We start from the raw sequence: 20,582 nt of genomic DNA, 5'->3' as shown, positions 1-20,582 counted from the left end.
GTCATAAGCGCCTTCACGCACCAACTCCTTGATCTGGGCGACATGCTTGGGTGCCAGGTCGGGGCGCAGCGCCACCGTCACGTCGCCACCCTTGAGCGTGATGATCATCGTGTTCTCCGGCTCAGCGGCAAAGGCCGCAACCGATCCGGCCAGCAGGCCGGCGAGGACAACGAAGGACGAGGCAAGCTTCCTGAGCTGCATTTTCCGATACTCCGAAATTATTTCGCGAATTTGGCCGTAAGCGCACCGGCGACTGCCGCTGGTACGAAAGGACGGATGTCGCCGCCCATCGAGGCTATCTGGCGGACAAGTGTGGCAGTAATCGTGCGAACCGAAGGGCTCGCGGGCAGGAAAACCGTCTGCAGTTCCGGCGCCATGGTCTCGTTCATGCCCGCCATCTGCATCTCGTAGTCGAGGTCTGTGCCGTCGCGCAGGCCGCGGATCATGATCGAGGCGCCATGCTTGTGCGCCGCATCTATCACCAGCCCGTCGAAGGCGACGACCTTGATGCGGCCGCCATCTTCGCCGAATTCGGCTTTCGTCGCTTCTTCGATCAGCGCCACGCGTTCTTCGAACGAAAACAGCGGCTTCTTGCCGGGGTGAATGCCTATTGCAGCATAAACGACGTCGGCCACAGCCAGCGACGCCTTGAGCACGTCGAGATGGCCGTTGGTGAGCGGGTCGAAGGACCCGGCGTAGATGGCAATGCGATCAATCATAGGCTGCTTCTAGAACATCGGCGCCGAAGGTGGAAGCGCACTTTGCCGCCACGTGACCCTCTTGGGGCCGGCGATTGGTTTACGAAATGAATGCGCCATGAACGGCAATTTCAGGATCAGTTCAAGCGGATGTGAATAAACCATCTCCATAGTCGATGAAACCAAACGGCGTCTCGTCCGTTGTTTCGAGCAGGAGGACAGCGCCATGATGATCTATTTGCTCGCCACCGCCATGACCGTAGCCATGCTCGTTGCCACTGCTTTCAGCCTCCATCATGAGGCACATCGCGTTCGCACCAAGGTGCAAACCTCGCGCATCCAACTTCCCGGCTGGCGCAACCCGCGCACCCCGCTTTGAACAGTTTCTGCCCCTCCAGGCAAAAGCGGCGCCTCGGCGCCGCTTCTTTCTCTTCCTAAGTGTCCCGGCCTAACGCCTTGAACAGCAAAGCTGCTCGGCGTGGGCTAAGATAAGCTTTCTTCGCTCGCCGGGGCATCGCCATTGGATGCTTCGTCAGCCTCGTCCTCGCCTTGCGGCTCGGAAATCCGCTCGACGGAAACCACCTTTTCGCCATCAGCGGTATTGAAGATGGTCACGCCCTTGGTGGCGCGGCTGGCAAAGCGAATGCCCTCGACCGGCACACGGATCACCTGGCCGCCATCCGATACCAGCATGATCTGGTCGTCGCCGCCGACTGGGAAGGTCGCAATCAGCTTGCCGATTTCCGCTGCCTTCGACACGTCGGTGGCGCGAATGCCCTTGCCGCCGCGGTTGGTCAGGCGGAAATCGTATGACGACGAGCGCTTGCCATAGCCATATTCGGTGACAGTCAGCACGAACTGCTCGTGCTGGGTCAGGAACTGGTAGCGTTCTTCGGAAATGTCGGCTTCTTCGCCGACTTCCTCGTTGGTCAGCGCGATCTCTTCGTCTTCCCCAGCAACAGCGCCTGCGGCCAGTCGCCGCTCGGCAACCGAACGCTTGAGGTAGGCGGCGCGTTCCGCCGGGCTCGCTTCGACATGCTCGATGACCGCCATCGAGATAACGCGGTCGCCCTCGCCCATGCTGATGCCGCGCACGCCAACTGAATTGCGGCTCTGGAACACGCGTACGTCGTCGACACGGAAGCGGATGCACTGGCCGGAATCGGCGGTCAGAAGCACATCGTCATTGTCAGTGCAGGTTTCGACGCCGAGGATCTCGTCGCCTTCTTCCTCCAGCTTCATGGCGATCTTGCCATTGCGGTTGACCTGGACGAAGTCCGAAAGCTTGTTGCGGCGCACCGTGCCGCGCGTGGTCGCGAACATCACGTCGAGTTCGGCCCATTGCGCCTCGTCCTCGGGCAGCGGCATGATCGTTGTGATGCGTTCGCCCTGTTCGAGCGGCAGCAGGTTGATCAAGGCCTTGCCGCGCGATTGCGGATTGCCGATCGGCAGGCGCCAGACCTTTTCCTTGTAGACGATGCCGCGCGAGGAGAAGAACAGCACCGGCGTATGCGTGTTGACCACGAACAGGCGGGTGACGAAATCCTCGTCCTTCGTCGACATTCCCGAGCGGCCCTTGCCGCCGCGGCGCTGAGCCCGGTAGAGCGACAGCGGCACGCGCTTGATGTAGCCGGAATGGCTGACGGTGACGACCATGTCCTCACGCGGGATCAGGTCCTCGTCGTCCATGTCGGCGCCGCCGTCGGTGATCTCCGTGCGGCGCGGCACTCCGAACTCGTCGCGCACGGCAATCAGCTCGTCCTTGACGATCTGCTGGATGCGGGCGCGTGACGACAGGATGTCGAGATAGTCGGTGATCTCGGCGCCGATCTTGTTCAGCTCGTCGGCGATTTCGTCGCGGCCAAGTGCCGTCAGGCGCTGCAGGCGCAGCTCGAGAATGGCACGGGCCTGCTCTTCCGAAAGATTATACGTGCCATCTTCATTGATGCGGTGGCGCGGATCTTCGATCAGCTGAATCAGCGACTCGACATCGGATGCCGGCCAGCGTCGCGTCATCAACTGCTCGCGCGCCGTCTGCGGATCGGGCGCGGCACGGATAAGCTTGATGACCTCGTCGATATTGGCAACGGCGATCGCCAAGCCGACCAAGACATGCGCGCGGTCGCGCACCTTCTTGAGCAGGAACTTGGTGCGCCGGCTGATCACCTCTTCGCGGAAGGTAACAAACGCCCTCAGCATGTCGAGCAGCGTCAGCACTTCCGGCTTGCCGCCGTTGAGCGCCACCATATTGGCGCCGAACGAAGTCTGCAGCGGGGTGAAGCGATAGAGCTGGTTGAGGATGACCTCGGCGTTGGCATCGCGCTTGAGCTCGATGACGACGCGGTAGCCCTGGCGGTCGCTCTCGTCGCGGATGTCGGAGATGCCTTCGATGCGCTTGTCGCGCACCAGTTCGGCCATCTTCTCGATCATCGTCGCCTTGTTCACCTGATAGGGAACTTCGGTGATGATGATCGACTCGCGGTCGCCCGCCCGCTGCTCGATATTGACCTTGCCGCGCATGATGACCGAGCCGCGGCCGGTCGAATAGGCATTGTAGATGCCCGAGCGCCCAAGGATCAGGGCGCCGGTCGGGAAGTCCGGACCGGGAATGATCTCCATCAGGTCGGGCAGGTCGATCGCGGGGTTTTCCATGACGGCAATGGTGCCGTTGCAGATCTCGACCAGGTTGTGCGGCRGGATATTGGTCGCCATGCCGACGGCGATGCCGCCCGCGCCATTGACCAGCAGTGCTGGAAAGCGTGCCGGCAGGACGCGTGGCTCGCTGCCCGAGGCATCGTAGGTGTCCTGGAAATCGACAGTATCCTTGTCGATGTCCTCGAGCAATTCGTGCGCGACCTTGGTCAGGCGCGCCTCGGTGTAGCGCATCGCTGCGGGCGGATCGCCATCGATCGAACCGAAATTGCCCTGCCCGTCGATCAGCGTCACGCTCATCGACCAATGCTGCGCCATGCGCACCAAGGCGTCATAGATCGAAGCGTCGCCATGCGGGTGATATTTACCCATCACGTCGGCGACGGGGCGTGCCGACTTCACATATTTGCGGTTCCAGTGGTAGCCGCTCTCATGCGAGGCATAGAGGATGCGGCGATGCACCGGCTTCATGCCGTCGCGCACGTCGGGCAACGCCCGGCTCACGATCACGCTCATGGCGTAATCGAGATAGGAGCGCTGCATCTCCTCGATGATGGAAATCGGCTCGATGCCGGAGGGACCGTCAGGTCCGCGCGGTGATTTCTGGTCGGTCAACTTTGATCACGCATKTTAGGAATCATTTGCTCCTTATATAGGAATGGCCTGCGAATGACCAATTTTGGGCGCGCTTTTCCAACGTTGATTTAACACTAGATATCAAAAGGATAGCCGCCGGGACATGATCCGCGACAGTTAGTCCGTCAGCTCTGTTGCCCTTTGGATGCGCATCACACATCAATCATGCGCAATGGCACTGGCGCCGCGGACGCGCTCGGGTTAGCCTGCTTTCGCCGGGGAGATGCCGAATGCCGCTTTTCGACACTGTTTTCAATGCCTTCGTCACCATCCTCGTAACCATCGACCCGCCAGGCCTAGCGCCGCTGTTTTTGGCGGTGACGCGTGGCATGAATCGCGACCAGCGCCTGCAGGTCTCGGTGCGGGCAAGCATCATAGCCTTTATTGTGCTCGCCATCTTCGCCGTGGCAGGCAAGGTCATCCTCACCGTCTTCGGCATCACGCTGCCGGCCTTCCGTGTGGCGGGCGGGTTCTTGTTGTTCTTCATCGCTTTCGAAATGGTTTTCGAAAAGCGGCAGGACCGCAAGGAGAAGATCTCGGATGTCGCGATCACGCGTGACCACATCCACAACATCGCCGCCTTCCCGCTCGCCATTCCGCTGATCGCCGGCCCAGGCGCCATTTCGGCCACTGTGCTGCTCTCCGGCTCGTTCCAGGGATGGGCTGGGCAAGCGGCGCTCGTGCTCATCATCCTCGCCTGCCTGGCGGTGACTTACCTGGTGTTCATCCTGGCTGAGCGCATCGACCAGTTTCTCGGCCAGACCGGCCGTTCGATCCTCACCCGCCTGCTCGGCGTCATTCTCGCAGCACTCGCAGTGCAGTTCGTCGCCGACGGCATCAAGGAACTGGCGGCGATGTAGGTTGCCGCCGAACGAACTCTTGGCCCAGCGAGACAGACGATTTCACCGAGGCGATCGCCTTGTACAGATTCATCGGCTTTCGTGATTGTCCTGCCTGCAACGACTATCCGGGCGAACCGATCAGACCAACTCCTTCGCCTTCTTCCACTTGCGCAACCGGCCGCGCGCATTCTCGTAAGGCGACGACGTGTTGAACTGGATCATCCGGCCCATCGTGTATTTCTCGTACCACGGCGAGCCATACAGCTCAGTGTCGCTGTAGCCTTCCACCAGCGCCACGATCTGCGCCTTGGCATCGGCAAAACGCTCCAGCAGCGCTGGCAACGGCAGCTCCGCATAGTCGCTATAAAACTTCTGCGCCAGTTTCCCGAGTTCGTTCCACTTGAAGCCCGTCTCCGGAAAATCGACGCTTTCACCGGCACGCTTACGCGCATGCCATTTGAGTACCAGCTCGTTCCAGCCAATGAGATACGAGACCAGGTCGCGGACACTCATCATCGTGCCCTTTGCGTGTCCCTCCAGGGTCTCATCCGTGGCGAGATGCTCCGGTATGGTCGCAAGATCCCGCGCCAGCCTGTCGTAGTCGGAGTTGATGGCCGAGAGCAGCTCGGCCTTGTTCTGCGGGATTGTCATATCTTGCCCTTGCCGCCCCGGTGGCCACGGACAGCGTCACCTTGGCCGCTACAATGATGCGGATTGCGGTCCAAGTTCAGTTCGATGATGAAGCCGGTTTCGCGATATTTGCGCCGTCGCCATTCTGCGCTGTCAGACGCTGGGCCAGAAGATCGTAGGCGACGTAGTACTTGTAGATGTTGCTGACATACTGGACGGTTTCGCGGCCGACGATCTCGGCCGCCGAATGCTCGACATTGCCGAACCAGACATTCGGGTCGAGCCCCATGTCCTTTGCCTTGGATCTGAATTTCCGCAAATTCGCCGGGCCGGCGTTGTAGGCGGCAAACGCCAGCAGCACCCTGTCCCGCGGCGCGACACCCTCGTCATCGACATAGGTGTCGATCAGGTGGCGGAGGTATTTGGAACCTGCCTCGACATTCCTGTCCTCATCCGTGTCGATGCCCGAGATGTTGATCGACTTGTCAGCAGCGGTCGACGGCAGCAATTGCATGATGCCGACCGCACCACGCGGGCTCCGCAATGATTGATTGAGCTGCGACTCCTGGTAGCCCTGCGCCATCAGCAGCACATAGTCGAAGGAATAAGCTCCGCCATATTTGCGGAAGATCTCGACTAGCGTCTTGAATTTCTCGACATCCGCCGGCGCATAGGCGCGCTTCAGCATCTTGTCGCTCTTGTAGTAATTGTTTCGGATGATATTGCCGAAAGTCGTTCCGATCCGATGCGTCTTGATGAAATCGTCGAGCACGGATTTGAGTTTGGGGCTGTCCTTGCGGATCGCCCAGGCGATCTGGTCATGGTCCGAAATGACGATGTCTGAGCGTACCGCGATATCGGTAAAAACCTTCGCCCAGATATCGGCCTTGTGCTTGTCGATGAYGGTCCAGMTCAACAGGCCGGCATTGACCATCTCGAGCAGATCTTCATCCTCCAGATTGTCGTCGATCGGCTTGATGTGAATGGGCTTGCGGCCATTCTTCTCGAAATCCGCATTCAAGGCCGCCAGGTGCTCGTAATAGCTGCTGGAGAGCCGAACCCGAATTTCTTGCCCGGCGAGATCGGCGATAGACGCGATGGCAGGAGCTGCCGGACCGGTGACAAGGACTTCGCTCGCCTCGCCATAAAGCGGTTCGGTGAAATCCACCTGCGACAGGCGTGCCTGGGTGACAGTGAGGTTTGCCATGACGATATCGCCGAGCCCTTCTTCGAGCGCTGGCAAAAGGCGATCACGCGGCAAGGGAACAAAGCCGACCCGGATCTTGTCGACCTCTTTCTTCTTGCCCTTGTTGAGCTGCTGTTCCAGCGCCCGGCCAAACTCGACGGCGGTTCCGAACTGCTGCCCCCGATCGACAAAATAGATCGTCTTGCTGAACGGCACGATGATCCACACCATCCGACGCTCAGCCATTCCATCGAGATCACCGAGATGTTTGGAGACAAGCGGAGGCCGCGCGGGATCGTTCGACTGCGCCAGGCCCGTCGTTATCGACGCCACAAGCAAGGTCAAAAAGCCAACGACAACGGCGCACAGCGTCTTTGCGCTGCGCGCGCTCAAAGCCCACCCATCAACCATACACGCCCCCACGGATCGTGGCCCAATCGAGAACCGCGCGGCTGTCAAATACAGCCCTGATGGCACCGCCCAGGTGCCGAAAGCCCCGTCAAAACCGCCGGCTATCTTGCCGGCATCACATATCCTTCACCGAAGGCGCGCGCCAATCGAGAGGTGGTTGACCCACAACTGCACTCTGGCTGACGGCCAACGGCATTACACCCGCAGCCCGAGCTCGCCGGGTGTCCGATCAGCTCGAAGCCCATCGCACACCCGAGCGGTTGTCATCAAAACGGGATTTCGTCGTCGAGATCGCGCGACGAACCGCCGCCCTGGCCGCCACTGCGGCCACCGCCGCCGCCCGAGCCGCCGCGACCGCCGCCGTAGCTGTCGGTCGGGCTCGACTGGCCGAAGTCGGAACCACGTCCGCCGCCACCGCCGCCATAGCCACCACCACCTTGGCCGCCGCCATAACCGACCTGGCCACCACCGCCACCGCCGCTGTAGCCGGCATCACCACCTTGGCCGCGCGCATCGAGCATCTGCAGCTCGCCGCGGAACTTCTGCAGCACGATTTCGGTGGTGTAGCGTTCGATGCCGTCCTTCTCCCATTTGCGGGTCTGGAGCTGGCCTTCGATGTACACCTTCATGCCCTTTTTCAGGTACTGCTCGGCGACCTTGGCGAGGTTGTCGTTGAAGATGACGACCTGATGCCACTCGGTCTTTTCCTTGCGCTCGCCGGAATTCTTGTCGCGCCAGCTTTCTGACGTCGCGATGCGCAGGTTGACCACCGGCTCGCCGGAATTGAGCCGGCGGATTTCAGGGTCAGCACCCAGATTGCCGACCAGAATGACCTTGTTGACGCTACCTGCCATGACACCGCTCCGCGCTCGTCCGAAACCAATTCCAAGAAAATATGAGGGCGCACATTAGCCCATCGCCTACAAGCATGCGCGCCCGCCAGCGGAAAAGCACATGCTGTCCACAAATAGTTTTGTTCCTTTTTTGTTCTAGCGGCAATAGCGATAAATGGCAAGCGTCCCTGGTGCATCCATTCGCTGGCGTCAACAGTTCCTGCGGATTAGATTTCCAGATCCTCGAACAAAAACATGTCGACTCCGCCGGTTGCGAAGCCTTGAACGTCCTTCGCTGCTGCTTGCCCGTTGGGGCTCGCAAAAGCGTGTTGAATGGCAGCAAGATCGTCGAACTGCAGGGTTGCGACCAAATGATAGTCCGAGGGGCCGTCCGGCGTCGCAATTGGACCTTGGCTGATTTCGTATTTTCGCAGACCCGGGATCGTCTTTGCGATCGGAATGTGCGTTTCGAGGTAGTGCCTGTCGAACGCCTTGGCATCCGTCGGTGTCTTGTACATCACAATCAATTTGGCCATCTTTGCTTCCCCTTGATTGCCTGACGTCAGGGGAGTGTCGCATGTGTCCGCGTCGCAGGAAAACGAAATGCGCCTGGAATGCACCCAAGGTCGAACGGTGTTTTCGTACAAACGAAAACGCTCAATTGGYTGGCCGAGCCGGCGCCACCGCTGTCGCGCAAGCCGTGCTTCGTGACCACGCCAGCGGCGAAGCACTGTTTCGGTCGCCGAGAAGTTCAAAATCAACGAAGCGATCTTGCGACAGCTTCTGTTGCCCGGTTATTCAGCGATATTTAACAGGCTGACGCTACCCATTTGGCCATCGTGGGAGAGTGGGCGGCAGTTGGGCGATGATCTCAGAAGATGTTCTTGATGCGGCTTTGAGAGATCTGTTCGAGCTGTCACCGGTGCCGTTTTCGATTTCCACCACCGACCACAACTCTCGTTACATCAAGGTGAACCCGGCCTATCTCCGCATGATTGGGCGTACGTGGAACGAGATTGACGGACAACCTCTCGGGGTCGACCTGCCCTATTCGATCGACGATCCGGCTCGCGGCGAGAGGATGAAGCTGCTCGAAACGCAGGGCTTTTACGAGCTCGCTGAAGTGGAAATGCAGCACTCGAGCGGGCGTATCATACCGACGCTCATAAGTGCGCAGCGGCRACGGATTGCCGGGGATAGCTTCGACATCGAGATCCTTCTCGACAACTCCGAACGCAAGACGTTCGAGCAGGCGATCTTGCATGCCGCGCAAGTCGATGTGATGACCGGCATCCAAAACCGATCCTCCTTCGAAACTCATCTGCGCGGAGCGTTGGCCAAATTGTCGTCGGAAACGCGGCTGTTCCTGGCTTACATCGACCTCAACCGCTTCAAGCGCGTCAATGACAGGTTCGGACATTCGACAGGCGATCGGCTGCTTCAGGTCATCGCCAGCAGGCTCGTCGCGTGGGGCAGCAAAGGGGATTTCGTCGCTCGCCTTGGCGGCGACGAGTTCGGGATTGTGTCTTCGTACGAGGCCGGTGACCCGTTTTCGCTTGCCCGCTACTTCGATCTGGCAAAAGCGATCGCGGAACTGATCATGATCGACGAAAACCTGATCCAGGTCGGCGCCGCGATTGGCCTAGCCGAGGCGTCGGCTGGCGTGTCGTTCGACGCCCTTCTGGACCAGGCCGACAGGCTGATGTACGCAGCAAAATCCAGCGGCGATCTCATCGACGTCCGCTCCGAATTGATCGGGCAGCATCTAGGGAACTCAGGCGACGCCACCACGCATCGTCGCAATGGATCCGCGAAATTCTGACATTGCGATCTGGCGAACGTGGCCAATTCGCTTCGTTGTTCGGCTTTCTTGTTTCGCCAACATCGTCGGCAGGCTGGCCCTTCTCCATTGCACTCTGTTCAGATCGACAAGGTATTCGCCAGCGAAGCGCTGCTGCTTGTCGGTTAGCGCCACGTCTGATTACCTATGAGGCGGGATTGAATTGGTCGTGCGACGCCTTCTGAAAAGGAGATGAGAAATGGCATTCAACAGTCCCGGCCTGAACACGGTCCTCAAATATGTGAAAACACAATACGGAACCGAACCGGAGTTCCTTTGGGCCAAATTTCCAAACAACGCCATTTTGCGGAATAAGAGCAACTCGAAATGGTATGCTGCTATGCTGATTGTTCCGAAACAGAAGCTGGGGATCTCTGGGGAAGGAACTGTCGACATACTGGATTTGAAGTGCGACCCGGCGCTGATCGGTTCGCTCATCGACAGGAAAAGCATCTTTCCCGGCTACCACATGAACAAGGAGAACTGGATCACAGTGCTCCTGGACGGTTCGGTCAAAGATAGCGCTATCTACGCACTTATCGATAAGAGCTATGAGATAACGAAGGCCCAATAGCTTTCCTTGAACAATCCATAACGAAGCGCCCAATTTGATTGGGGATCGGATTTGAACCGAGGGCCTTCCGGTTGTGAACCGTACGCGCTGACCTTCGCGCCACCCTGCTAAACTGCTGCCCGGCATCCAACCAAGCGGCGATCCCAATCGGGGCGCTACTCCCGAATTGCTTCCCTGGGTCGGGGGTCGGATAGGGTCCCCTTTGAGTTCAACACTTTGAGTTGTTCAATCGTTATCGCCTGATGAAGCGTCGGCACCAGGTTCGGGCGGCTTGGCGCCTTGACCAGCTCTGGGCGAAGCCCATCTCCTCGTTGCGCGGCTATCTGGTGGAATGCAAGGAACCCGGTCACCATGGCATGCCTCATCATTTGAGATGAAGCTATGGTGACGCGCCTTCATGGACTGAGCCACCCGTTTCATGATCTTGCTGCAGGGGCAGGATTTGAACCTGCGTCCTCCAGCTTATGAGGCTGGCGAGCTACCGGGCTGCTCCACCAGGGGCGCAGCGTTTAGATCGACGAGGTATTCGGCGATGAAGCGCTGCTGCTTGTCGGTCCGCGCCATGTGTGGTCCCTTGGGGTTTCATGCAGGGAGGGGAACCATGACCGCCAAAGCCACGGTTAATTGGGAAGAGATGCGTTGGCGCGCTCCTCGCCGGCATCCATCCATTCGGCGCAACGATCGGTTGGTGGTGATCAGGCCGGCTGGACCGCTCGCTTCCCATCCCTTCTCTTTTCGAGGTTTCATATGACTGCTTCCAATCGGCGCAGGACCATCGTTGCCGTCGGTTTGGTTGTCGTAGTCTGCCTCTACGTCCGTTCCGTGATCGTGGATCGAGGGCCAGATCAGGCACGTCTACCTGCCCCCCCTTGAATTGTCGCTGGTAGAGTACCGCCTTGAAGAGAACTTTGGCCTTGGCTTTATGCCGGGTGACAATGAGGCAGGCTTCGTCGTTTATACCCTCACGGCTGCCAGTGCAGAGTGGGCGCGCGCAAGGCGACCAGCTTGCTGCTTTGCTCGACGGCGGCACCAGTAAATGGCGCACCACCCCTTTAGATAAGGGGGACCGAGAGTTGCAAAGTTACGACCCGTCGACGGATTCGATGAAACCGACTTTCGATGGTCAGATATCGATCGTCAAATTCGTCGATCACGATATCTTTGTCGAGGAAGGCCGCGATGCTGAAGCAAATCGTGCCATTTCCACCCCCGGCTCATTTTACTCATATGGTCGAGGGGGCAGCCTCACCATCGTCGACCCTGCACGCGGCAAAGTATATTTCGCCTACGAAGGTTGACTTCACGGGCCTGAGCCTCGTCCGTCCGCCGTCCTGATCTGATTGCAAACGTCAGCTGGCTAGGTACTCTAACCGCATGGCTCAATCTCTCTTTGTGATCACCGGCGCCATGGCCGCCGGCAAAACCACCGYTGCCAAAGCGCTGGTCAAACGTTTCCCCAGATCTGCACTCGTCGGCGGCGACGTGTTCCGCCGCATGATCGTAAATGGCGCCGCGGCGATGGGAGCTACTCTCGACGCGGAAGCTCGGGCGCAGCTAACCCTCCGGCAGCAGATCGCGACTGATGCTGTGCGTCGCTATTTCGATGCGGGCTTCACCGTGGTCTACCAGGACATTCTCATCGGGAATGACCTGGTCGCCGCCGTCGAGCGCCTTTGTGACCTCAATCCGCGAGTGGTGGTATTGGCCCCTTCAGCGGAAGTCTTGGCTCAGCGGGATAGAGACCGGTCAAAGACTGGATATTCCGACGGGTTCCCTCCCTCTGTCCTTGCCGATGCCCTTTCCCGCGAGACGCCTCGTATCGGTCATTGGATCGATTCATCCGCTATGAACGTAGAGCAAGTGGTAGACACCGTACTCAGTGGGTGACGTAATCGCCGTGCTTGCCGTTGTTTCGATCTGGTTGCAGGGGCAGGATTTGAACCTGCGACCTTCGCGTTGTGAGCGCGACGGCCTACTGGGCTACTCCACCGCTGGGCATCGCCCTCATCGGCTCAGGACGCTCGGTTCCGTTGGTCGGTTTTGCGCCCTCTGCCATCCAGTGTGTGACTGTGGCCAATGTCGCCCGCCTCAGCTCTCCCCCAACGCCCGCTCCACTGCCGCCTCGGCATGCAGCTTCACCACATCGAAGGCCGGCATCGGATAGGCATCCATATCGAGCAATAGCGGCAGTTCGGTGCAGGCGACAACGACGGCTTCTGCGCCGCGTGCGCCCAAGTCGTTTGCGATCCGCAAAAGTGCTCGCTTGGACTTTTCTTCGATCACGCCAAGGGTCAGTTCTTCTATGATGATCCGGTGCAGCGCCGTGCGCTGGTCCTCGGGTGGAACGATCACCTCGATGCCAAATTGTTTCCGCATCCGCTCGGCGAAAAAGCCCAGTTCCATCGTGTAACGCGTGCCCAGAAGCCCGACGCGCGCGAGGCCCTTGGCACGGATCGCTTCACCTGTCGGATCAACGATATGCAGCAGCGGAATGCCGATCGCCTCCGCCACCTGGTCGGCCACCGTATGGGCTGTGACCGCCGTAAGCATGGCGAATTCGGCACCGGCCTTTTCCAGGCTGCGCGCCGCATCCGAAATCACTGCCGCCACTTTTTTCCAGTCGCCCTGGGCGGCAAGCGCATTGAGCTCGTCGAAATCGAGCGTGAACATCAGCGAGCGTGCGTTGTGATGCCCGCCCATGCGCCGATGCGTGGCAGTATTCAGCAGCCGGTAATAAAGCGCGCTGGATTCCCAGCTCATGCCGCCCAGCAACCCGATCAGCTTTGTCTGGCGAACTGTCATGACAACTTCCCCCAGCTTTGCCACCGCTCCCATTCACGGCAGTGCAACGCAGATCGGCATTGCAAACCGGCTGCGCAAGAGATCGCCAGCAGGAAATCGCCGCACAATTCCCGGACCAAAAAATGGCCCCGCCGCTCCCAGGAGCGCACGGGGCCTGTTGTCGGGTTATACCCTTGACTGCCGGGAGTGGTTTACCGGCTTGCTCTCTCGGATGCTTCGTGGCTTGGCCAACGATCCGACCAATGGTTTCAAATTGTAGGGGGATCAACGGGTCGCGGTTTGCGAGAACTTTGCACTAAGGGAAAGTCAGGCACCTGCGCCTGCTGCGGCTCCGGCTTGTTAGCGGAACCTTTTGGGACTGTCCGGTGGAGTCATGCCTAGCTCCTRCGTCAGTTGCACCGTTTGTTCGCCTGCTGCTCAACTCGCGTGTCTGCGGCGTCTCGCAGACCGACCGTAGCATGGTGAGGAGCCCTCAGAGGAGGCTCGGCCTCAGGCGACCTCAGGAGTTTGCATCTCCGATTCCGCTACGTCAACTACAATTGTTAGAGAGGGAAAAGATGTGATCGCAGGGCCGATTCCGGTGTCCGGCCTCAGCCAATGCTCCTGCCATACCGTTGTCAGGAGGTCGTTCGGCCTTTGTTCTTTTCACTTGCCCCTGCCCGCCAAAGGCGCTTAAACGCATTTGCTGACGACGCCTCTCGACCGGGCGGCGAAAATACCTACATGAGGGGATGGTCGGGCAAACCCGCCACTCCGAGCAATTCCAGATTTGAGGCGGCGGCGCGGCAATGGCCGATCACAAGTACATTTCCATTCGCGGTGCGCGCGAACACAATCTCAAGAACATCGATCTCGACCTGCCACGCGACAGGCTGATCGTCATGACCGGCCTGTCGGGCTCGGGCAAATCCTCGCTCGCCTTCGACACCATCTATGCCGAGGGCCAGCGCCGTTATGTCGAGAGCCTGTCGGCCTATGCCCGCCAGTTCCTCGAGATGATGCAGAAGCCTGACGTCGACCAGATCGACGGCCTGTCGCCGGCGATCTCGATCGAGCAGAAGACGACCTCGAAGAACCCGCGCTCGACAGTCGGCACCGTCACCGAGATCTACGACTATATGCGCCTGCTGTTTGCGCGTGTCGGCGTGCCCTATTCGCCGGCCACAGGGCTGCCGATCGAGAGCCAGACGGTTTCGCAGATGGTCGACCGCGTTCTGGCGTTCGACGAGGGCACCCGCCTGTTCATCCTGGCGCCCATCGTTCGCGGCCGGAAGGGCGAGTACAAAAAGGAGCTCGCCGAACTCCAGAAGAAAGGCTTCCAGCGCGTCAAGATAGACGGCGCCTTCTACGAGATCGGCGAAGCGCCTGCGCTCGACAAGAAGTACAAGCACGACATCGATGTCGTCGTCGACCGTATCGTCGTGCGGCCTGACCTCGCCACCCGTCTCGCCGATTCGATGGAAACCGCGCTCAAGCTCGCCGAGGGCCTGGCAGTCGCCGAATTCGCCGACAAGCCGCTGGACGCCAGCCAGACCGGCGTGGACGCTGTCAACAAATCCGCGAACGAAACCCACGAACGCATTCTTTTTTCAGAAAAATTTGCTTGTCCGGTGTCGGGTTTCACCATCCCGGAGATCGAGCCAAGGCTGTTTTCATTCAACAACCCGTTTGGCGCCTGCCCTACCTGCGATGGCCTCGGCAACCAGCGTGCCATCGACCCGGCACTGATCGTGCCGGAAGATCACGTCTCGCTGCGTGAAGGCGCTGTTGCGCCCTGGGCCAAGTCGACGTCGCCCTATTACAGCCAGACGCTGGAAGCGCTCGGCAAGGTCTATGGCTTCAAGATCGGCGACCGCTGGCGCGACCTTTCGGTGGAAGCGCAAGAAGCGATACTGCACGGCACCGGCGCGAAGGAAATCACCTTCAACTATGACGACGGCCTGCGCTCCTACAAGACGACCAAGACCTTCGAAGGCGTCATCCCCAATCTCCAGCGCCGCTGGAAGGAGACCGAATCCGCCTGGATGCGCGAGGAGATCGAGCGCTTCATGTCGGCCACGCCCTGCCCTGCCTGCAATGGCTATCGGCTCAAGCCGGAATCGCTGGCCGTCAAGATCGCCGGCAAGCACATCGGCGAAGTCACCGAACAGTCGATCCGCAAGGCCAATGCCTGGTTTGAGGCGCTGCCCGCTTCCCTCAACGACAAGCAGAACGAGATCGCCGTTCGCGTCCTCAAGGAAATCCGCGAGCGGCTGCGCTTCCTCAACGATGTCGGCCTTGAATATCTGACGCTGTCACGCAACTCRGGCACGCTGTCGGGCGGCGAAAGCCAGCGCATCCGCCTGGCGTCTCAGATCGGCTCGGGCCTGACCGGCGTGCTCTACGTGCTCGATGAGCCGTCGATCGGCCTGCACCAGCGCGACAACGCCCGCCTGCTCGACACGCTGCGCCACCTCAGGGACATCGGCAACACCGTCATCGTCGTCGAGCATGACGAGGACGCGATCCTGACGGCTGACTATGTCGTCGACATGGGCCCGGCCGCCGGCATCCATGGCGGCAGCATCATTGCCGAAGGCACGCCGCAGCAGGTCATGGCCAATCCGAACTCGATCACCGGCAAATATCTGTCGGGCGAACTCGAGATCGCCATGCCGGCCGTGCGGCGCGAACTGAAGAAGAACCGGCGCATCAAGGTCGTCGGCGCGCGCGGCAACAATTTGAAGGGCGTCACCGCCGAGATCCCGCTCGGCACCTTCACCGCCGTCACCGGCGTGTCGGGCGGCGGCAAGTCGACCTTCCTGATCGAGACGCTGTTCAAGGCGGCGTCGCGCCGCATCATGGGCTCGCGCGAGCACCCGGCCGAGCATGACCGCATCGAGGGTCTCGAATTCCTCGACAAGGTCATCGACATCGACCAGTCGCCGATCGGACGTACGCCGCGCTCCAATCCTGCCACCTACACAGGCGCGTTTACACCTATCCGCGACTGGTTCGCCGGCCTGCCGGAGGCCAAGGCGCGCGGCTATCAGCCCGGCCGCTTCTCCTTCAACGTCAAGGGCGGCCGCTGCGAGGCCTGCCAGGGCGACGGCGTCATCAAGATCGAGATGCACTTCCTGCCCGACGTCTACGTCACCTGCGACGTCTGCCACGGCAAGCGCTACAACCGCGAAACGCTTGACGTGCTGTTCAAGGGCAAGTCGATCGCCGATGTGCTCGACATGACCGTCGAGGAAGGCGTCGAGTTCTTCGCCGCCGTACCCGTCGTGCGCGACAAGCTGATGACGCTCAACMAGGTCGGCCTCGGCTACATCCATATCGGCCAGCAGGCCAACACGCTGTCGGGCGGCGAGGCCCAGCGCATCAAGCTGGCCAAGGAGCTGTCGCGCAAGGCCACCGGCAAGACGCTCTACATCTTGGACGAGCCGACCACCGGCCTGCACTTCCACGACATCGCCAAGCTGCTCGAAGTCCTCCACGAGTTGGTCGACCAGGGCAACACGGTCGTGGTCATCGAGCACAATCTCGAGGTCATCAAGACCGCCGACTGGGTGCTCGACCTCGGCCCCGAGGGCGGCGACGGCGGTGGCGAACTGGTGGCCTCGGGCCGGCCCGAAGACATCGTCGCCGAACCGCGCAGCTACACCGGCCAGTTCCTCAAGGAGTTGCTGGAGCGCCGCCCGGGGGCGAGGAAACGCGAGGCGGCGGAGTAGCGTCTGGCGCCGCGCCGGACGGCTTGCGCTGGGGCGCCGGCGTGATGCCTTATAGGGTGCGGGGTCGCCACGGCTCGTGCTCGTGCRTGAGCCAGACCAGTACGGGATCGAGAGCGAGCACCCGCAGCTGGCCTTCGCTGCGCGGCTCGTCAAGCTCGCCGAACCAAACCGCCACGTCGCCGCCAACGACGACCGGGCGCCCGCCAGTCTCGATCACGACAACCTGCATGCCGGCTGTGTGGCCGGGCGCCGGGACGAGCCGGAGCCCTGGAAGCAGCTCGAATTCGCCGTCGACCGGCACATACCTTACGCCGGGTGCATCGACCCACTCGCGAAGGGGGTATTCGTTCTGGTCGCTGTGCGCATCGTCGAGCTCACGACGCTGGACGTAGATCGGCTTGCCGGCGAAGAGGTGGTTGCCGCCGCAATGGTCGGCGTGCAGGTGAGTGTTGACGACCATGTCGATGCTGGCGAGGTCGAAGTCCTGCTTGCTCAGTGGATAGAGGCAGGGATCGAAGGCGGCCACCACCGCCGGGTGCAGCTCCGTCATGCCGGTGTCGACCAGTATGCGCGCATCGGGATGATCGATGACGTGCACGTAGACTGGCATACGCTCGCCCTCGACGTTCAAATCGGCAACGAGGATTGGCGTGATGGTGACTGAGGCGTAGGCGTTCATCTTTCCATCTCCTTCAACATCTTGCACGCTGCCGGCCAGGCCGCGCATGCACCCGATGAAGTGGCGGAAGAGCGTGGGGCTTGGCTTAAACGCCATATGGCCGACGCAGCCGCCCAGGAACTGGTTCATTCCAAACGCGAGGGCTCGGCCATGGCACTTCCTTTGCTCACGCCGACGCAGCCATGATGGTTGCATYGTGCAACTGGTTGCAGATTAAGTTAACTGATCTTATCTTGCAATCGGTTTTTGGAGTGCGCATGAACGACGCACGTAGCGGAATACTGCCGCCGGTCACCCCGCAAAGCGGCCTGCCTCGGCTCGGCTTGAAAATAGCCACCAGCCGTAAGCCGCGATGATAACGGGGATCAGCAACTCGCGGATCTCCGACAACTCGTAGCCGTCCAGCATGCGGTGCCCGCCAAAGACGAAAACGAGATGGGAAACGGGAAGCAGCATCGCCATGATCAGCCCGGCCGCTCGGAGCGCGCGCCGCTCGTGCCGAAGTTCGGCTGCCAGTTGCAGGGCGATCAGCGATCCCATGAAGAACCAGACCTGATAGGGTACGATGCTCCATTCCTCGAAGAGAAAGCCGGTCAGCGGCAGGCTCGCCAGCGCGAGCAGCTTGGGCGGAACGAACCCTTCCACCTGCCGCCAAAAGCCGCTGACCCGTGCAGGCCAGAACGCCGGCAAAGCGACGAAGAACACGAACGCCGCCGAATAATAGGCGGCTTCGAATCTGTAGGTGGCGAAGTTGTGCAGGTTCGTCTCGTTCTGGGCGTTGCCTTCGAACATGGGCCCCGCCGACCAGCCGATCCAATGCTGGCCCCAAGACATTTCTTCCATGAGAATGAGGAAGGTTACGGCAAACATCGCCACGAAGATCAACGGCACGGGAACGCCGAATACCCGTGCCCGGTCGCGGCGCGCGCGCCATCCAGCAGCGCTAAGGCCGGCAAGTGCGATCAGGAAGGCCAACTCGGTGAGGTTGCTGACTGTCTGCCCTTCGCGCACCATCTCGAACAGTATCTGCGGCGCGAAAATCACGCTTGCCGTGGTGAGCATCAGCACTCCCCCCATGAAATACGCCACGCCGAGCAAGCCCGATCGGTTTTCAAGCGGGCGCGCCGTCGATGGGTGGGGCCGCAAGCCAAGGACGAGCAGGCAGGCCGCAAAGAATGTCACGATGGGCCTGACCAGCCCAGACGTCGACCAGTCTCCCCTGTCCTTTTCGAGCAGCGTGCGATCGTTGACGGTAGCATCGAATATCACCAGGCACAGCAGAGTGACCAATGCTGCGGCAACCATTCCAAGGCGCGCCTGAAGTGAAAAAGTTGACGAGTGATGGCTCGAAGTTATTTGTGCGGACGTGGACAATGTATTTATCCTTTGCGCTGTGATCGCTTGAGGCAAATACATAGCCATGAGCAGAAAATGAACCGTAAAACTTCAATCAAGATTTTGAAGCGCTTGGCAATGGTGGTTAAGCTGGCCGTTTCGGCGGATACAGAAATTTTGTCAGTATGATGTACCCATGCGCAACTGCATCTGTGACCTGCATTGCGACTTCGGCTAGTAATGGCCGACATTTGGCCACGTATTCGTAGGGATGGTAGCAATGACCGGAAAAATCCGTGCAGGCATGGGCGGCTGGACGTTCGAGCCCTGGGAAGGCACGTTCTATCCTGAGAAGCTGTCCAAGGCGAAGCAACTGCAGTTTGCCACCCAGCAGGTGCCGACCATCGAGGTCAATGGCACCTATTATTCTTCCTTCAAGGAGCCGACCTTCCTGAAATGGGCGAATGAGGCCCCCGACGGCTTTGTCTATGCGCTCAAGGGCAACCGCTTCGTCACCAACCGCCGCGTGCTCGGCGAGGCCGGCGAGTCGATGACGCGGTTTTTGGGGTCTGGTGTGGCAGCTCTGGGCGAAAAGCTCGGACCGATCCTGTGGCAGTTCGCGCCGACCAAGAAGTTCGACGAAGATGATTTCGGCGCCTTCCTCAAGCTTCTGCCGGAAAAGCAGGATGGCGTGAAACTGCGCCATGCGGTCGAGGTGCGGCACGATTCCTTCGTCGTCCCGGAATTCGCCGCATTGGCCCGCAAGCACAATGTCGCCATCGTCTATGCCGACCACGTCAAATATCCGGCGATCGCTGACGTGACGGGCGATTTCGTATATGCGCGGCTGCAGACCGGCAGCGACGACAATCATGACTGCTACACGCCGAAGGGCCTCGACGAGTGGACCGAACGTGCGAAAGTCTGGTCTGCCGGTGGCGTACCGACCGATCTGCCCCGCGCCGATCCCACTGCAGAGGCGCCGGTCAAGCCGCGCGACGTGTTTGTCTACTTCATCACTGAAGGCAAAGTCCGTGCGCCCTTCGGCGCCATGGCATTCATGAAGCGGATCAACGGCTAGATGCTTCTTGCCGCTTCAGGCCTCGGCCCGTCTCCCGGAGCCTGAAGTCAACGCATCCCATGCACGGTCAATGTCGTCGCCAAACGACATTGCCAGCCTGGTGGCATGGCTTGCCGGTACGCAAAGCCGCTTTGTCACCGGTGCCGCGCTCTCCATCGACGGCGGCACAAACGCCTGATCGAGCAGCCGGGCTTCGTATTTCGCGGGGCGTGGAGAAATGTGCCACRATCCGCATGTTTCTTGACGATTTTTGCCTCCTGACTTTCACGCTCTCATTCCTTCGCACCTCCCTCTGGCCTGCCGGCCATCTCCCCCACAAGGAGGGAGATTAGTCGCGTCCACGGCGGTGCTCCCCCTGCAAGATCGCAGATTACAGGGCTGCGGATGACAGCTTGGTGATTGGCTGGGGCGCCGATGACGGCGTGATCTCCCTCCATGTGGGGGAGATGGCCGGCAGGCCAGAGGGGGGTGCGAAGGATCGCGACCTGTAGGTTTGGCTTCATAAGGCGTCGTCCGCTGTCACCATCTGTCAGCAACCATCGTGGATAGCCGCCTCTGTTTTTCCACGCCCTTCCAACCTCCCGTATCATTCTCCTCGCGATCTTCCACGGGACCCCGGTGCGCACCGGGCTCGGGGGGAAGCGCCGGTGCCGGGCTGGCAGGAGGTCGG

The 20,582-nt window shown here is 60.3% G+C and carries 18 protein-coding genes, 1 tRNA gene and 1 pseudogene; 9 read left to right on the top strand and 11 right to left on the bottom strand.

Translation table 11 applies throughout. From position 1 onward, the window contains the following. Both AC1DUU_RS05365 and coaD read right to left on the bottom strand, forming a co-directional pair. On the bottom strand, positions 1-201 hold a 201-nt coding region (locus AC1DUU_RS05365), incomplete at its 3' end, for a peptidylprolyl isomerase (RefSeq protein ID WP_476782387.1). A 17-nt stretch (positions 202-218) separates the two neighbouring features. Next, entirely contained in the window at positions 219-719 is a 501-nt protein-coding gene (coaD, locus tag AC1DUU_RS05360) for a pantetheine-phosphate adenylyltransferase (RefSeq protein ID WP_476782386.1), read from the bottom strand. Between the two features lie 205 nt (positions 720-924). On the opposite strand from coaD, the gene AC1DUU_RS05355 reads away from it, so the two are divergent. Continuing rightward, complete coding sequence (locus AC1DUU_RS05355) at positions 925-1,077, top strand: hypothetical protein (RefSeq protein ID WP_476782385.1); 153 nt, start codon at positions 925-927, stop codon at positions 1,075-1,077. Between the two features lie 104 nt (positions 1,078-1,181). Here the strand turns inward: AC1DUU_RS05355 and gyrA are convergent, their stop codons facing one another. Then, the gene (gene gyrA / locus AC1DUU_RS05350) at positions 1,182-3,965 is read right to left on the bottom strand and encodes a DNA gyrase subunit A (protein WP_476782384.1); all 2,784 of its coding nucleotides are present in this window, start codon (positions 3,963-3,965) and stop codon (positions 1,182-1,184) included. Between the two features lie 251 nt (positions 3,966-4,216). Here gyrA and AC1DUU_RS05345 point away from each other — a divergent pair, with 251 nt between their 5' ends. Next, positions 4,217-4,846, top strand: a complete 630-nt coding sequence (locus AC1DUU_RS05345) for a MarC family protein (RefSeq protein ID WP_476782383.1) — start codon at positions 4,217-4,219, stop codon at positions 4,844-4,846. Positions 4,847-4,966: 120 nt separating this feature from the next. Here AC1DUU_RS05345 and AC1DUU_RS05340 read toward each other — a convergent pair whose 3' ends face one another. The 4 genes from AC1DUU_RS05340 to AC1DUU_RS05325 form a co-directional block, all read right to left on the bottom strand. Then, positions 4,967-5,479, bottom strand: coding sequence for a ClbS/DfsB family four-helix bundle protein (locus AC1DUU_RS05340; protein ID WP_476782382.1), 513 nt, complete (start codon positions 5,477-5,479; stop codon positions 4,967-4,969). A gap of 76 nt (positions 5,480-5,555) precedes the next feature. Further along, the gene (locus tag AC1DUU_RS05335; protein WP_476782381.1) at positions 5,556-7,037 is read right to left on the bottom strand and encodes an MltF family protein; all 1,482 of its coding nucleotides are present in this window, start codon (positions 7,035-7,037) and stop codon (positions 5,556-5,558) included. Positions 7,038-7,321: 284 nt separating this feature from the next. Beyond that, positions 7,322-7,909, bottom strand: coding sequence for a single-stranded DNA-binding protein (gene ssb, locus AC1DUU_RS05330; RefSeq protein WP_476782380.1), 588 nt, complete (start codon positions 7,907-7,909; stop codon positions 7,322-7,324). Positions 7,910-8,115: 206 nt separating this feature from the next. Beyond that, a complete protein-coding gene (locus AC1DUU_RS05325; protein ID WP_476782379.1) occupies positions 8,116-8,649 on the bottom strand; it encodes an EthD family reductase in 534 nt (177 codons plus the stop codon). A 104-nt stretch (positions 8,650-8,753) separates the two neighbouring features. Here AC1DUU_RS05325 and AC1DUU_RS05320 point away from each other — a divergent pair, with 104 nt between their 5' ends. After that, positions 8,754-9,710 carry a diguanylate cyclase domain-containing protein gene (locus tag AC1DUU_RS05320; protein ID WP_476782378.1) on the top strand — a complete coding sequence of 319 codons (957 nt, stop codon included), beginning with the start codon at positions 8,754-8,756 and terminating at the stop codon, positions 9,708-9,710. 217 nt (positions 9,711-9,927) lie between these two features. Further along, positions 9,928-10,302, top strand: coding sequence for an MmcQ/YjbR family DNA-binding protein (locus AC1DUU_RS05315; RefSeq protein WP_476782377.1), 375 nt, complete (start codon positions 9,928-9,930; stop codon positions 10,300-10,302). Between the two features lie 39 nt (positions 10,303-10,341). On the opposite strand, the gene AC1DUU_RS05310 is transcribed toward AC1DUU_RS05315, so the two are convergent. Next, positions 10,342-10,407 (bottom strand) — tRNA-Val (locus tag AC1DUU_RS05310). 830 nt (positions 10,408-11,237) lie between these two features. Here AC1DUU_RS05310 and AC1DUU_RS05305 point away from each other — a divergent pair. Continuing rightward, positions 11,238-11,600, top strand: a complete 363-nt coding sequence (locus AC1DUU_RS05305) for a hypothetical protein (RefSeq protein ID WP_476782376.1) — start codon at positions 11,238-11,240, stop codon at positions 11,598-11,600. 76 nt (positions 11,601-11,676) lie between these two features. Next, positions 11,677-12,189, top strand: a complete 513-nt coding sequence (locus AC1DUU_RS05300) for an AAA family ATPase (protein ID WP_476782375.1) — start codon at positions 11,677-11,679, stop codon at positions 12,187-12,189. A gap of 201 nt (positions 12,190-12,390) precedes the next feature. Here the strand turns inward: AC1DUU_RS05300 and AC1DUU_RS05295 are convergent, their stop codons facing one another. Further along, complete coding sequence (locus AC1DUU_RS05295) at positions 12,391-13,104, bottom strand: aspartate/glutamate racemase family protein (protein WP_476782374.1); 714 nt, start codon at positions 13,102-13,104, stop codon at positions 12,391-12,393. 788 nt (positions 13,105-13,892) lie between these two features. Between AC1DUU_RS05295 and uvrA the strand changes: the two genes are divergently transcribed. Continuing rightward, positions 13,893-16,817 (top strand): excinuclease ABC subunit UvrA, encoded by a 2,925-nt coding sequence (gene uvrA, locus AC1DUU_RS05290; protein WP_476782373.1) that lies wholly within the window; start codon positions 13,893-13,895, stop codon positions 16,815-16,817. A 49-nt stretch (positions 16,818-16,866) separates the two neighbouring features. Here the strand turns inward: uvrA and AC1DUU_RS05285 are convergent, their stop codons facing one another. Beyond that, positions 16,867-17,496 (bottom strand): MBL fold metallo-hydrolase, encoded by a 630-nt coding sequence (locus AC1DUU_RS05285; protein WP_476782372.1) that lies wholly within the window; start codon positions 17,494-17,496, stop codon positions 16,867-16,869. Positions 17,497-17,787: 291 nt separating this feature from the next. Further along, entirely contained in the window at positions 17,788-18,801 is a 1,014-nt protein-coding gene (locus AC1DUU_RS05280) for a hypothetical protein (RefSeq protein WP_476782371.1), read from the bottom strand. 310 nt (positions 18,802-19,111) lie between these two features. Between AC1DUU_RS05280 and AC1DUU_RS05275 the strand changes: the two genes are divergently transcribed. After that, complete coding sequence (locus tag AC1DUU_RS05275; RefSeq protein ID WP_476782370.1) at positions 19,112-19,912, top strand: DUF72 domain-containing protein; 801 nt, start codon at positions 19,112-19,114, stop codon at positions 19,910-19,912. Between the two features lie 34 nt (positions 19,913-19,946). Next, positions 19,947-20,090 (top strand): annotated as a pseudogene (locus AC1DUU_RS05270) (SDR family oxidoreductase); the annotation flags it as partial. Between the last annotated feature and the right edge of the window lie 492 nt (positions 20,091-20,582).

It is taken from the genome of Aminobacter sp. P4_H6_2, assembly GCF_056400805.1.
This window is presented reverse-complemented; position numbering and strand designations above follow the sequence as displayed.

Bases quoted from the DNA above. Each gene is read 5' to 3' on its own strand.
- coaD (WP_476782386.1), bottom strand. From the start codon at position 719: ATGATTGATCGCATTGCCATCTACGCCGGGTCCTTCGACCCGCTCACC.
- AC1DUU_RS05355 (WP_476782385.1), top strand. From the start codon at position 925: ATGATGATCTATTTGCTCGCCACCGCCATGACCGTAGCCATGCTCGTT.
- AC1DUU_RS05345 (WP_476782383.1), top strand. From the start codon at position 4,217: ATGCCGCTTTTCGACACTGTTTTCAATGCCTTCGTCACCATCCTCGTA.
- AC1DUU_RS05340 (WP_476782382.1), bottom strand. From the start codon at position 5,479: ATGACAATCCCGCAGAACAAGGCCGAGCTGCTCTCGGCCATCAACTCC.
- ssb (WP_476782380.1), bottom strand. From the start codon at position 7,909: ATGGCAGGTAGCGTCAACAAGGTCATTCTGGTCGGCAATCTGGGTGCT.
- AC1DUU_RS05315 (WP_476782377.1), top strand. From the start codon at position 9,928: ATGGCATTCAACAGTCCCGGCCTGAACACGGTCCTCAAATATGTGAAA.
- AC1DUU_RS05305 (WP_476782376.1), top strand. From the start codon at position 11,238: ATGAGGCAGGCTTCGTCGTTTATACCCTCACGGCTGCCAGTGCAGAGT.
- AC1DUU_RS05295 (WP_476782374.1), bottom strand. From the start codon at position 13,104: ATGACAGTTCGCCAGACAAAGCTGATCGGGTTGCTGGGCGGCATGAGC.
- AC1DUU_RS05280 (WP_476782371.1), bottom strand. From the start codon at position 18,801: ATGGTTGCCGCAGCATTGGTCACTCTGCTGTGCCTGGTGATATTCGAT.
- AC1DUU_RS05275 (WP_476782370.1), top strand. From the start codon at position 19,112: ATGACCGGAAAAATCCGTGCAGGCATGGGCGGCTGGACGTTCGAGCCC.